Origin of the sequence: Actinomadura darangshiensis, from assembly GCF_004349235.1 — a bacterium.
Classification (GTDB): Bacteria; Actinomycetota; Actinomycetes; order Streptosporangiales; family Streptosporangiaceae; genus Spirillospora; species Spirillospora darangshiensis.
The window spans coordinates 24,939-37,242 of sequence record NZ_SMKY01000061.1; the positions used below are offsets into that span (position 1 = coordinate 24,939).

The 12,304-nt window shown below is 73.2% G+C and carries 11 protein-coding genes; 9 read left to right on the top strand and 2 right to left on the bottom strand.

Going from position 1 to position 12,304, the window contains the following annotated elements; translation table 11 throughout:
* Positions 1-16 precede the first annotated feature (16 nt).
* The 3 genes from E1293_RS16010 (at position 17) to E1293_RS16020 (ending at position 3,648) form a co-directional block, all read left to right on the top strand.
* Positions 17-1,282, top strand: coding sequence for a class I SAM-dependent methyltransferase (locus E1293_RS16010; RefSeq protein ID WP_341770189.1), 1,266 nt, complete (start codon positions 17-19; stop codon positions 1,280-1,282).
* Positions 1,279-2,055, top strand: coding sequence for a DUF1295 domain-containing protein (locus E1293_RS16015; RefSeq protein ID WP_132198194.1), 777 nt, complete (start codon positions 1,279-1,281; stop codon positions 2,053-2,055). The genes E1293_RS16010 and E1293_RS16015 overlap by 4 nt, the downstream gene beginning before the upstream one ends.
* Before the next feature lie 75 nt (positions 2,056-2,130).
* Complete coding sequence (locus E1293_RS16020) at positions 2,131-3,648, top strand: HEAT repeat domain-containing protein (RefSeq protein ID WP_132198195.1); 1,518 nt, start codon at positions 2,131-2,133, stop codon at positions 3,646-3,648.
* A gap of 13 nt (positions 3,649-3,661) precedes the next feature.
* Here the strand turns inward: E1293_RS16020 and E1293_RS16025 are convergent, their stop codons facing one another.
* A complete protein-coding gene (locus E1293_RS16025) occupies positions 3,662-4,837 on the bottom strand; it encodes a cytochrome P450 (protein WP_132198196.1) in 1,176 nt (391 codons plus the stop codon).
* 221 nt (positions 4,838-5,058) lie between these two features.
* Here E1293_RS16025 and E1293_RS16030 point away from each other — a divergent pair, with 221 nt between their 5' ends.
* The 6 genes from E1293_RS16030 (at position 5,059) to E1293_RS16055 (ending at position 11,078) form a co-directional block, all read left to right on the top strand.
* Positions 5,059-5,670, top strand: coding sequence for a TetR/AcrR family transcriptional regulator (locus E1293_RS16030; RefSeq protein WP_132198197.1), 612 nt, complete (start codon positions 5,059-5,061; stop codon positions 5,668-5,670).
* Between the two features lie 67 nt (positions 5,671-5,737).
* Positions 5,738-6,367: a LysE family translocator gene (locus tag E1293_RS16035; RefSeq protein ID WP_132198198.1), complete on the top strand. Its 630-nt coding sequence runs from the start codon at positions 5,738-5,740 to the stop codon at positions 6,365-6,367.
* Between the two features lie 101 nt (positions 6,368-6,468).
* A complete protein-coding gene (locus E1293_RS16040) occupies positions 6,469-7,689 on the top strand; it encodes a PucR family transcriptional regulator (RefSeq protein WP_243716255.1) in 1,221 nt (406 codons plus the stop codon).
* A gap of 32 nt (positions 7,690-7,721) precedes the next feature.
* Entirely contained in the window at positions 7,722-8,330 is a 609-nt protein-coding gene (locus tag E1293_RS16045) for a TetR/AcrR family transcriptional regulator (protein ID WP_132198200.1), read from the top strand.
* Positions 8,327-9,664, top strand: coding sequence for an MFS transporter (locus E1293_RS16050; RefSeq protein ID WP_132198201.1), 1,338 nt, complete (start codon positions 8,327-8,329; stop codon positions 9,662-9,664). The genes E1293_RS16045 and E1293_RS16050 overlap by 4 nt, the downstream gene beginning before the upstream one ends.
* On the top strand, positions 9,654-11,078 hold the full coding sequence (locus E1293_RS16055; RefSeq protein WP_132198202.1) for a pyridoxal phosphate-dependent decarboxylase family protein: 1,425 nt from the start codon (positions 9,654-9,656) through the stop codon (positions 11,076-11,078). Before E1293_RS16050 ends, E1293_RS16055 begins: the two co-directional genes overlap by 11 nt.
* 23 nt (positions 11,079-11,101) lie before the next feature.
* On the opposite strand, the gene E1293_RS16060 is transcribed toward E1293_RS16055, so the two are convergent.
* Positions 11,102-12,304, bottom strand: a 1,203-nt coding sequence (locus E1293_RS16060) for a D-alanyl-D-alanine carboxypeptidase family protein (protein ID WP_132198203.1), incomplete at its 5' end; no start/stop codon positions are given.

Below are 12,304 nucleotides of genomic sequence, written 5' to 3' on the forward strand. Positions count from 1 at the left end.
TGAGGAGGAATCAAGCATGGTGATGACGTTCAATGCCGCCGGCAGGGATGCCGGCGTGGCGCGGTTGCTGCGTCCTGTGCTGGACGGGGTGTTCGGCGGTGCGCCGCCGATCGGGGTTCGTGCTTGGGACGGGAGCTTCACCGGGCCCGCCGACGGGCCCGTCCTCGTCCTCCGCACGCCTGATGCGTTGCGGCGCCTGGTGCGTAATCCCGGCGAGCTGGGGCTCGCGCGCGCTTACGTCACTGGCGAGCTGGACGTGGAGGGTGACCTCATGGAGGGCCTGCGGATGGTGCGTGCCGCGGCCACGCGGCTCAGCCCGCGCGCGGTCGCGGCGGCCGTTCGTGCCGTCCTGGTGCTGGGCGCGGCCGGCCCGCCACCGCCGGCGCCGCGTTCGGAGGCCCGCCTTCGCGGACGCCTGCACACCAGAGCGCGCGACCGGGCGGCCATCGCCCACCACTACGACCTGTCCAACGACTTCTACGCCCAGCTCCTCGACCCGCTGATGGTCTACTCGTGCGCCTACTGGGAGCGCCCGGACATGGACCTTGAGGAGGCGCAGCGCGCCAAGCTCGACCTGGTCTGCCGCAAGCTCGGGCTCCGGCCGGGCATGCGGCTGCTGGACGTCGGCTGCGGCTGGGGAGCGCTCGCCGTCCACGCGGCACGCGAGTACGGCGCCCAGGTCACCGGCGTCACGCTCTCCCGGGAGCAGGCGGACGTGGCCCGGGAGCGCGCCGCCTGGCTGCCGGTCGACATCCAGCTGCGCCACTACCGGGACATCCGCGACGAACCGTACGACGCCGTGTCCTCGATCGAGATGGGCGAGCACGTCGGGCGGCGCGGCTACCCGGCGTTCGCCGCGGCGCTGCACCGGCTCGTCCGCCCGCGGGGCCGGGTGCTCGTCCAGCAGATGTCGCGCGGCGCCGGCGCTCCCGGCGGCGGCGCGTTCATCGAGCGCTATATCGCGCCCGACATGCACATGCGCCCGGTGGGCGAGACGGTCGCGCTGCTGGAGGACGCCGGGCTGGAGGTCGCCGACGTCCACGGCCTCCGCGAGCACTACGTCCGGACGGTCGAGGAATGGCAGGCGACCTTCGAGGCCCGGATCAAGGAGATCACCGCGCTCGTCGGCGAGGAGACCGCGCGAGTCTGGCGGCTCTACCTCGCCGGCGGCGGCCTCGCCTTCGAACAGGGCAGGATGGGCGTGGACCAGATCCTCGCCGTCCGGCGTGACGCCTCGGGCAGCAGTGGCCTCCCGGCCGCCCGCGAATGGGAGTGTCCATGACAGGGTTCGCGTGGAATCTGCTGTTCACGGCGGTCTCGGTCGCCGTGGTCCTCTCCGTTACGTTCGCCGTCGCGCTGCGGCGGGGGCGGCACAGCGTGATCGACGTTGCCTGGGGCCTCGGCTTCGCCGCCGTGGCGCTGGTGAGCCTCGGCGCGTCGGCGGAGGACGGTGATCCCGCCCGGCGCTGGGCCGTCGCCGCGATGACGGTGGTCTGGGGCCTGCGGCTGGCCGGCCACATCGCGTGGCGCAACAGGGGCAAGGGCGAAGATCCCCGTTATGCGGAACTGCTGGGCGACGGCTCGGCCGGCCGCGCCCTCCGCAAGGTCTATCTACCGCAGGGCGTCGTCCTCTGGTTCGTCTCGCTGCCCCTTCAGGTGGCGATGTTCCAGGACGCATCGCCAGGCGCCGCCACCTATGTCGGCATCGCGGTCTGGGCAGTAGGTCTCCTCTTCGAAGCGGTCGGGGATCACCAACTCGCCCGATTCACCCGCGACCCCGCGAACAAGGGCAAGGTGATGGACCGGGGCCTCTGGCGCTACACCCGTCACCCCAACTATTTCGGCGACTCCCTCGTGTGGTGGGGCATCTTCCTGACCGCCTGCGACCACTGGACGGGACTCCTCACCATCGCGTCGCCCATCGTGATGACCGTCCTGCTCGCCAGGGGCACCGGAAAGCCGCTACTCGAACGCCGAATGGCCCACACCCGCGACGGCTACGCCGACTACGCGGCCCGCACCAGCGGCTTCGTCCCACTGCCGCCCCGCCACTAACGGAACCGAGATCTCCTCGGGAGAACCTAAGAGGACGATGGGTTCGAGTGGGGACGGTGTCGCGGGAGGGCGGTCATGGGCGCGGGGCATCAGGTGGCGTTCTTCGAGAGAGAACTCGGTTCCGCCGATCCCTCCCGTCGTGCCGCCGCGGTCAAGGGGCTGAGCCGCCTTCCTGGGCATGCCGGCGAACTGGCGGCCTTGGCCGCGGACACCTCACCCCAGGTACGGGCGGCGGTCGCGTTGGGGCTCGGGCGGCAGGGAGAGGCGGCGCCGGTGGCGCCCCTGGTGGCACTGTGCTCCGACTCCGACGCCGAGGTCCGGCGGCGCGCGGTCAACGCCCTGGACCGGCTCGGCGCCGCGGGGCCCGACGTGTGCGCGGCCTTCGTCCGGCTGGCCGGCGATACCGGGCTCCGCAACCGTGCCGCCGTCCTGGCCTGGCTGCTCCGGCACCGGGTGCCGGTGCCGGCCGTAACGCTGGTGCCGCTCCTCGCCGCCACCGACTCGCTGCTCTGGAGTCCGGCCAGGCTCCTGCTGCGACTGCTGCCCGAGGCCGACGCCGTCCTCGCCGACCTGGTGCGCACCGGCACGGGTGAGGTGCGGCGCCGGGCGCTGGACATGCTGGCCATGCCGCAGGCCGGCGTCCCCGATCTGGGTTCGCAGGACGATCCCGACGCGCGCGAAGCGGCCTGGCGCCGGTTGTGGAATCCCGCGCCACGCGTGGTCGAGGCGCTGCTGTCCGCCGTCTCGGACGCGACCGAGCCGCACGCGTGCCGAGTGCTGCTCGGCGCGCTCGCCGCGCACCGCGTGACCGGCGCCGTGGCACCGGCGGCGGCCTGGCTGGACGACCCGGAAATCGGGCCTGGCGCGGCCGAGGCACTGGCCGCGGCCGGGACGGTCGAAGCCGTCGCCGCGCTGCGCCGGTCCGCCATGGCGCCCGGTCGGCGGGATGAGCGGCTGCGCGGCACGGCCGTCCGGTGCATGGGCGCCGCCGGTGGCGTCCCCGATGCGGAGCTGCTGTTCGGCCTGCTCGACGACCCCGCCGATCCGGTGCGCTTCGGCGCGGTCGCCGGGCTTGGGGCGTTCTTCAGGCGGTTCGAGCCGAGTGCCACGGGTCGCCTTGAGCGGTGGCGGGCCGAACGGTTCCCCGGCATTCCGGCCCTGCCTCCCGCGGATGATCCCGAGGTGCGCGAACTCGCGCACCGGTCGGCCGCGCGGCTGACGCACATGCTTGAGCGGGATGTCGAGCACGCCGACGACTACCACAACGCCCTGTGGAACATCCCGGAGGTGCGCCCGCTGCTACCCGCACTGCTCGAAAACCCCGAGGGCCGGGTGCGCTCCACGGCGCTGCATCTCGCCGAGCGGTTCGGAGACGTGGACTTCGCCGCCCGGCTGCGGCTGCTGCACGACGCCCACCACCACGTCCGGCAGGGCGCGGCCTTCACCTTCATGCGTTTGGCGGCTCGGCACCGGCTGACACCGGACGAGCAGAACGCGCTACGCCCCCACCTCGAACAAGCGCAGAACGACCCGGACCACTACGTCCGTACCCGCGCGACCCAGACACTCCCGCACCTCAGCGGGGACCGGTAAGCCGGGCCGCCGACTAGCGCGGGGTCAGGGTCACGGGGAACTCGGTGACGCCTCTCACGAAGGCGTTGGGGAGGAAGCGGGGGCCCTCGGAGTCGGCCCATTCGGCCGTGGCCACGCGGGCCATGAATTCCTCGAAGAAGATCTGGAGTTCCAGGCGGGCCAAAGAGGCGCCCAGGCAGAAGTGGGGCCCCAGGCCGAAGGCTATGTGGTCGCCGGGGCGGCGGGTCACGTTGAAGGCGCCGGGGTCATCGAAGACGGATTCGTCGCGGTTGGCGGAACCGTACATGAGGAGGATCTGGCCGCCGGACGGGATTTCCACGCCCGCTATCTCGGTGTCGGTGGCGGCCACCCGGCACATGTTGAGGATCGGGGTCGTCCAGCGGACGAACTCCTCGACCGCGTCCGGTATGAGGGACGGGTCGTCGCGCAGTTTCCGCCATTCGGACGGGTGCTCGATCAAGGCGTTCAGTGCCGTCGCAATGACCGTGCGAGTTGTTTCGGCGCCGCCGACCAGCAGCAGGAGGGCCTCGTGCGCCAGGTGGTCGTCGTCGTAGGCGGGCTGGTCGGAAGCCGCGTTCGACCAGATGGAGAGCAGGTCGTCGGTGGGGCAGGCACGCCGTTCCTTAGCCATTTCGAGGACGGCCAAGGCGTACTCGCCGGCGGCGATCGTCGCGTCGTCGGTGATGTAGCGGGTGCCCCCGCCCGCGATGACGGCCGTCGCCGACCAGTGGACGAGCTGCGGCCACGCGTCCTCCGGGAAGCCGAGCAGCCAGCCGATGACGCGGGCCGGCAGGGGAGCGGCGAGGGCGGGGACGGCGTCCACGGTGCCCGCGTCCAGAGCCTTCGTGATGCAGTCGACGGCGGTCGCGCGGATCCGGTCGGCGTAGCGGGAGACGCCGCGCGGGGTGAAGCGCTGGTAGACCATGCGGCGCCGGTGCGCGTGCTCCGGGTCGTCCTGGCCGATCATGGACGGGTCGGCCGGGAGCTGCGGGCGGTAGCCGCCGGAGTTCGTCCAGACGCGGGGGTTGCGTTCGACGGCGAAGACGTCGGCGTGCCGCGAGACGCCCCACAGGCCGTTCCCGGTGTCGTGGTAGACGGGGGCGTCGGCGCGCAGCCGGGCGTAGACGGTCCAGGGGTCGGTGGCGTACATCGTGCCGTCGAGCAGGTCGATGTCCAGGGTCGTGCTCATCGGGCTCACTCCTCGGTGGTGACGCCGCGCAACGCGTCGGCGCCGAACAGGGGCTCGAAGACGGCGCGGTAGATCCGCATCTGGACCAGCGTCTCACCAAGCAAGCGGTAGGTCTATCGTGGCCTCGGGGCGGTGCGCCGGTAAAGGGGTGCGACGCCCGGGATGGACGCGTTCGGGGGCAATGTGCGGAAGAATGGGGGCGGCCACAGCGAGGAGGGGTTTTGAGCGGCGATGTGCGGTTCACCGTCACGCGGACGCTGAGCAAGGACCAGCAGGCGCGGCGCGAGCGGCTGATCGATTCGGCCCGGGACCTCGCGCTGGAGGGCGGGTACCCCGCCGTGACCATGCACGATGTCGCGGACCGCGCCGGCGTCGCCCGCGCGACCGTCTACCGGTACTTCGCCACCAAGGACCACCTGCTCACCGAGGTCGCGGCGACGTGGGCGCACCGGGTCACCGACGACATCGACGCGCTCGCGGTCGGCGACACCCCGCTGGAGCGGCTCACCGCGCTGCTGGAGCGGATCGTGCACGTCGCGGCTGAAGAGCCGACCCTGACATCGGCGATCATTCAGGCCGTGACCTCGGACGACTCCAGCGTCGACGACGCCCGGACCGTGCTGTTCCTGTTCCTGCGCGACCGGCTCTCCACCGCGATCGGCGACCCGGTCCCCGAGCGGGACGACGTCGAGATCGTCCTCGGGCACATCCTGCTCTCCGCGCTGATCAGCCTGGCGTCGCTGCGCCAGCCGGTCGAGGAGGTCGCCACGATGGTCCGCACCGCCGGGCGGCTGGTGCTGGCCGGGGCGTTCGCCGCCCCCGCGCCGAGCTGACTTGGTCCACGGGACGCGGCTCCGATTGGACCTGGGACATGGACCATCCCAGTCATAGCGTCCCCATATGAATAATCCACTGCTGTTCTTGCTGGCCGCGTTGACGCTCGTCGCCATCCCCGGCCCGAACCACCTGTACATCACCACGCGCAGCATCGGCGAGGGGCGCCGTGCGGGGATCGCGTCCGCGCTCGGCGTCGAGACCGGCACGCTCGTGCACATCGGCGCGGCGGCGGCCGGGCTGTCCGCCGTCGTCGCCGCGTCCGCGACCGCGTTCGGGTTCCTGCGCTACGCGGGCGCCGCATACCTCGTCTACCTCGCGTACCGGACGCTCCGCAGCCGCCATGCCGCCGGCGAGCCCGACCTCCAGCCGCGGCCGCTGCCCCGCGTCTACCTGGACGGCGTGCTCGTGAACGTCCTCAACCCGAAGGTCGTGCTGTTCTTCCTCGCGTTCCTGCCCCAGTTCGTCGACCAGGCCGCGGGCGCCGTGCCGCTGCAGATCGCGGTGATGGGCGCCGTGACCGCGCTCATCGGGCTGACCGTCGACCTCGTTTACGCGGTCGCGGCCGGTTCCATCGGCGCCTGGCTGCGGGCGCGCCCGGTGTTCCAGCGGCGGCAGCGGTACGCGACCGGCGTCATCTACCTGGGCCTCGGCGCCGCCGCCGTGTTCGCAGGCCCCGGCGCGCGCCGCACGTGATCTTTGTCAGTCCACTGACAACCGCCGGGGCGCATTGCGTAACCGTTCTTGCAGCCGCCCCGCCCCGCCGTCGGTAGCTTCCCGGAGGGGAGGTGCGAACGGTGACCACGCCGCTGGAGGAACGCTCGCCGCTGAAACCGTGGGCCGGGGTCCCGAGCGAGCTGTCCACCATGTTCCGGCCCCACCTGGACGCCCTCGCCGAGGAGATGATCGAGGAGATCCTCGCCGGCATCCCCGAGTACTCCCGCCCGCAGGACGAGGAGTACGCGCGGCTCGTCCGGCTCGCCGTCGAGGGCGCGCTGCGCCAGTTCGTCGACCTCATCATGGACCCCGAGAGCTCCTGGGAGCCGGTCGCCGCCGTCTACCGCGAGATCGGCTGGGCCGAGGCCCGCGAAGGCCGCAACCTGGACATCCTGCAGACGTCGCTGCGGCTCGGCGCCCGGGTCGCGTGGCGCCGGCTCGCCGCCGAGTCCGAGCACTACAACATCTCCCGCCGCACCCTCGCCAGCATCGCCGAGGCCATCTTCGCGTTCCTGGACGAGATCGCCCGCGCCGCCACCGAGGGCTACACCAAGGCCCGCGAGCAGGAGGCCGGCGAGCTGGAGCACCGCCGCCGGCGGCTGCTGGACATGCTGCTCGCCGAGCCGCCCGCCGCCCCGCAGGCCGTCGCCGACCTGGCCCGCCTCGCGCAGTGGCGCGTCCCGCGGACGGTCGCGGCCGTCGTCCTGTACGAGCGGGGGCAGCAGCCGTTCTCGCACCCGTCGCTGCCGCCCGACGTGCTCTCGGACGTCAACCGCCGCGAGCCGTGCCTGCTCGTCCCCGACCCGGAGGGCCCCGGGCGCGGCCGGATGCTGGAGTCGGCGCTGCGCACCTGGGTGGCGGCGCTCGGCCCGACCGTCCGCGTCGAGGACGCGGCCAAGTCGCTGCGCTGGGCCCGCGAGGCGCTGCCGCTCGCGCGCCGCGGCATCGTCCCGTCCGACCGGCTGATCCGCTGCGCCGACCACATGCCGGCGCTCGTCGTGTTCAAGGACGAGGAGCTGGTCCGCGCGGTCGCCGACCTGCGGCTCGCGCCGCTGCGGACCGTCCGGCCGCGGCACCGCGAGCGGCTGATGCGGACGCTGCTCGCCTGCCTGCAGAACGGGTTCAACGCCACCGAGGTCGCGACCCGGCTGCACGTCCACCCGCAGACCGTCCGGTACCGGCTGCACCAGCTGGAGGAGCTGTTCGGCGGGCGGCTGCACGAGCCGGACGCGCGGCTGGAGATGGAGATGGCGCTGACCGTCTGGCTCACCGCCCCGCCCAGCGCTCCATCAAACGATTGACGGGTTTTCGTCCGAGCGCCTAGCGTGTGGACATGACCAGCAGCGATTCCGGCCGGGACCGGATCCTGGACGCCGCCACGCGGCTGTTCGCCGCGCTCGGCTACGACGGGACGTCCACCCGCATGATCGCCGAGACGGCCGGGCTCAACGTCTCCACCGTCGCCTACCACGTCGGCGGCAAGCGCGACCTGTACCTCGCCGTGATGGAACGCGCCCACCTGGCCGAGCGCGCCGCCCTCGACGCGGCGCTCGCCGAGATGGCCCTGGACGCCGAGGGGCTGCTGACGCTGGTCGACCGCTACGTAGACTTCTGCATCGAGCGTCCGGAGGTGCCCGCGCTGTGGATGCACCGGTGGCTGTCGGACGCCGCCGACGTCGCGCACCTTGAGGACCAGTACGTCCGGCCGCTCATGCGGATGGTCACCGAGGCGGCCCGCGAGATCGTCCCGGACGGCGTCGACGTCGAGTTCGTCGTGTGGACCGTCGTCTGGTGCACGCACGGGTTCGGCTGCGGCGGCGTCCTCGACGCCGGCGGGCACCGCGGGGGCCTGGACGACCCGCGCGCCGTCGCCCGGTTCCGCGCGCACATGCGCCGCACCGTCGCCGCGGCGATCCGGTCGCCCGCCGGCAGCGCCGCATGACCGCCGCGCTGCCCCGGCGGCGGCTCCTCGGCTACGGCGTCGGCTCGATCGGCACCGGTGTGTTCTCCTCGGTCCCCGGGCTGCTGCTCCTCTACTACCTGACCGACGTCCTCGGCGTCTCCGCCGCGATCGCCGGGGCCGTCCTCGTCGTGCCCAAGGCGTGGGACGTGCTGCTCAACCCGATCGTCGGCGCCGCCAGCGACCGCGAGGCCGTCCGCACCGGGCGCCGCACCCGGCTGCTGCTGCTCGGCGCGCTGACGCTGCCGTTCCTGTTCGCCGCCATGTTCGCCGTCCCGGCCGACTCGCCGGGCGCCGCCGCCGTCTGGGCCGGGGTCATGTTCCTGCTGGCCGCGTCCGCGTTCGCCTGCTTCCAGGTGCCCTACGTCGCGCTGCCCGCCGAGATCTCCGACGACCCGTCCGAGCGGGGGCGCGCGATGGCGTGGCGCGTCGTCTGCGTGACGCTCGGCATCCTGGTCGCCGGCGGCGCCGCGCCCGCCCTGACCGACGCCGCCGGCGGCGGGCGCGCCGGATACGCGCTGATGGGCGCCGCGATCGGGCTCGTGATGGGCGTCGCGATGGTGGCGAGCACGGCGGCGACCCGGTGGATCCCGTCCCGGCCGGGGCCGCGCCCGCTCGGGCTGGCCGCCGCGCTGCGCACCGCCCGCGGCAACCGGCCGTTCTTCCTGCTGGTCGCCGCCTGCGTGGCGCAGATCCTCGCCGTCGGGATCATGCTGGCCGGCGCGCCGTACATCGCGACCTACCGGCTGGACGACTACGGGCTGACCTCGGCGATGTTCATCTGCATGGTCGGCCCGAGCGCGTTCGCGGTGCCGGTGTGGCGGTGGCTGTCGCACAGGTACGGAGTCGTCGAGTGCTACATCGCGGGGGTGCTGCTGCTCGCCGCGACGGGCCTGGCGAGCTATCCGCTCATCACGTCCGTCCCGGGCGTGCTGCTGCTCGCCGGCCTGGTCGGTGTCGGCTACGCGGCCGTGCAGTACCTGTCGCTGGTGCTGCTGCCGGAGACCGTCCACGCCGATGCCGGACGGACCGGGCACGCGCAGTCCGGCGCCTTCACCGGCCTGTACACGGCGGCCGAGACCGGCGCGCTGGCCCTCGGACCCGGCGTCTTCGCGCTGGTCCTCGCCGCCTCGTCGTTCCGGTCGTCCGATTTCGACACCCCCGTCGTGCAGCCCGGCTCGGCGCTCACCGGGATGAGCGTCGGGTTCACGCTCGTCCCCGCCGCGCTGCTGCTGATCAGCGTCCCGCCGCTGCTCGCGTACCGGCGGGCGACCGGCCCCCGACCCGTAGAGGAAGCACCGGAACATGCCGTCTGACCACCTCCCGGAGGCGGGCCGCCCGGCCGCCGGGCTGCTCACCGAACTCGCCCGGCTGCGGGAGGGCGACCTGCCCGTCCGCGGCGGCCAGGTCACCGCCTACGTCTACGACACCGGACGCGAGGCGGTGCACGACCTCGCCGCCACCGCCTACCTGGAGATGCTGGAGGTCAACTGCCTGGACCCCACCGCGTTCCCCAGCATCGTCGCCCTGGAGCGCCAGGTCGTCGGGTTCGCGGCGGACCGGCTGGGCGGCGGATCGGGTGTTTTCAGCAGCGGCGGCACGGAGTCGATCATGCTGGCGGTGAAGGCCGCCCGGGACGCCCGTCCGGTGGAGGGACGGCCCCAGATCGTCCTGCCCACGACGGCGCACCCCGCGTTCCACAAGGCGGCGCACTACCTCGGCATGGAGGTCGTGCACGTCCCGGTCGACGACGCGTTCCGCGCCGACCCGGCTGCGATCGAGGCCGCGCTGACTCCCCGCACGGTCCTCGTCGTCGTCTCCGCACCGTCCTATCCGCACGGTGTCATGGACCCGATCCCGGAGGTCGCCTCTCTGGCGTTCTCAGCGGGCGTCCTGTGCCACGTTGACGCGTGCGTCGGCGGCTGGGTCCTGCCCTGGCTGCGGGAGAACGGACGCGACGTCCCGCCGTTCGACCTCTCCGTGCCGGGCGTGACGTCCCTTTCCTGTGATCTGCACAAGTACGGGTACTCGCCCAAGGGCGCCTCGGTCGTCCTGTTCGCCGACGAGTCGCTCCGCCGGCACGCCTACTTCGCGTCCGCCGAATGGCCCGGATACACCGTCATCAACGCGGGCGTGCAGAGCAGCAAGAGCGCCGGCCCGCTCGGCGCCGCGTGGGCGACGCTCATGGCGATCGGCGCGCAGGGCTACCGCGACCTCGCCGAGAACGCGATGAAGGCGGCGGAGCGGCTGCGCGCGGGCGTCGCCGGCATCCCCGGCCTGCGGGTGCTCGGCGACCCCGTCGCGCCGCTCGTCGCCGTCGCGTCCGACGACCCGGAACTGGACGTGTTCGTCCTCGCCGACGAGGCCCGCGCACGCGGCTGGTTCTTCCAGCCGCAGCTGTCCTACCAGGGCATTCCGCCGAACCTGCACTTCACCCTGACCGGCGTCAGCGACGTCGGCGCCCTCCTGGCGGCGCTGGCCGACGCGGCGAAGGCGGCCCGCGCCGCCGGGCCGCCGGACGTCCCGTCCGACCTGGTGGACGCGCTCGCCGGCCTGGACCTCGACAGCCTCGACGACGCCGGTTTCGCCGGGCTGCTCGCCTCGGTCGGCGTCGACCTGGCCGGCGGCGGCGAACCCGAGATGGCCGTGGTCAACGCCATCCTCGACGCGCTGCCGCCCGCCACCCGCGAGGCCCTCCTGATCCGCTTCCTGTCGGCCCTGTACGCGTGAGCGCCCTGCCCGCGTGACCGTGCTCAGCCCAGCCGGATTAGCCGCTTGACGATGGACGGGTCCCGGACCCAGTCCACCTTCAGCGGCACCCGCGCCGCGCCGGCGTTCACGACGCCGACCTGATCGCCCACTTCGGCGTCGGCCGGCGGCTCACCTTCGAACCGCACCGGCACCGTGAGCCCGGGCCAGCCGACGACGGTCACCGGCGACGTGGCGTCCAGCCCGGTGCGGCCGTCCAGGCCGTCGTCGAGGTAGGCGGCCATGTCCCCCTTGCGGGCCAGGGGCGCCGCGACCAGCGCCCGCTCGGCCGCGACGAGGACGCTCTCCGCCGAGTTGACGGCGTCGGCCGCGCTGGGGGACTTCTGCCCCATCACCGCGCCCACGATCAGCGTCATCGCGCCGCCGACGTTCTTGTGCGCCGCGAACACGAAGTTCCCGCCGGCGGCGTCGGTGTATCCGGTCTTTCCGGCGACCACGCCGTTGCGTCCCAGGATGAAGTTGCCGCCCTGCCGCGGGGGCCCGCCGCCGTCCGGCACGTACGTCCGGTTGTTCACGATCTCGGTGAAGGCCGGGATCTGCATGGCGGCCCGCATCAGCTTCACCTGGTCGGCGGCCGTGCTGACCGTCCCGGAGTCGTAGCCGCTGGGGTCGGTGTAGCGGGTGCCGGTCATCCCCAGCGACTTGGCCGCGGCGTTCATCTTCGCGACGAACGCCTGCTCGTTGCCGGAGTCCCAGCGGGCGAGCTCGTGCGCCAGGTCGTTCGCCGAGATGATGAGCAGCGCCTCCAGCGCCTTGCGCTGCGTCAGCCGCTGGTTCGCGGTGACGCCGAGCAGCGACTCGCCGCGCTTCTTGCGGGCCGGGATCTGCGCCGCCGCCTGCGGCGACACCGTCAGCACCGGGCCCGCCTCGCCGGTGCGCAGCGGGTGGTCCTTCAGGTACACGTAGGCCGTCATCACCTTGGCGACACTCGCCGTGGGCGTCGGCGCGGACCCGCCCGAGGAGCCCATCGTCCCGACGCCGTCCACGTAGACGACGGACTGCCCTGCCGTCGGCCACGGCAGCGTCGGCGCCTGCCCCGGGAACGTGTGGCTCGACGCGACGACCAGCCGCACCTTCGGCTCAGGCGGCGGCCGCAGCAGCTGCCCGGTGACGACCCCGGCCACGAGCACCACGGCGGCCATCAGAACGACGAGCCAGCGCCGGCCGCCCTTCTTCTCCTCGACCGG

What these genes read in the sequence shown, in the direction of transcription:
- E1293_RS16055 (WP_132198202.1), top strand. Translation starts at nt 9,654, where the DNA reads ATGCCGTCTGACCACCTCCCGGAGGCGGGCCGCCCGGCCGCCGGGCTG.
- E1293_RS16015 (WP_132198194.1), top strand. Translation starts at nt 1,279, where the DNA reads ATGACAGGGTTCGCGTGGAATCTGCTGTTCACGGCGGTCTCGGTCGCC.
- E1293_RS16020 (WP_132198195.1), top strand. Translation starts at nt 2,131, where the DNA reads ATGGGCGCGGGGCATCAGGTGGCGTTCTTCGAGAGAGAACTCGGTTCC.
- E1293_RS16025 (WP_132198196.1), bottom strand. Translation starts at nt 4,837, where the DNA reads ATGAGCACGACCCTGGACATCGACCTGCTCGACGGCACGATGTACGCC.
- E1293_RS16035 (WP_132198198.1), top strand. Translation starts at nt 5,738, where the DNA reads ATGAATAATCCACTGCTGTTCTTGCTGGCCGCGTTGACGCTCGTCGCC.
- E1293_RS16010 (WP_341770189.1), top strand. Translation starts at nt 17, where the DNA reads ATGGTGATGACGTTCAATGCCGCCGGCAGGGATGCCGGCGTGGCGCGG.
- E1293_RS16050 (WP_132198201.1), top strand. Translation starts at nt 8,327, where the DNA reads ATGACCGCCGCGCTGCCCCGGCGGCGGCTCCTCGGCTACGGCGTCGGC.
- E1293_RS16045 (WP_132198200.1), top strand. Translation starts at nt 7,722, where the DNA reads ATGACCAGCAGCGATTCCGGCCGGGACCGGATCCTGGACGCCGCCACG.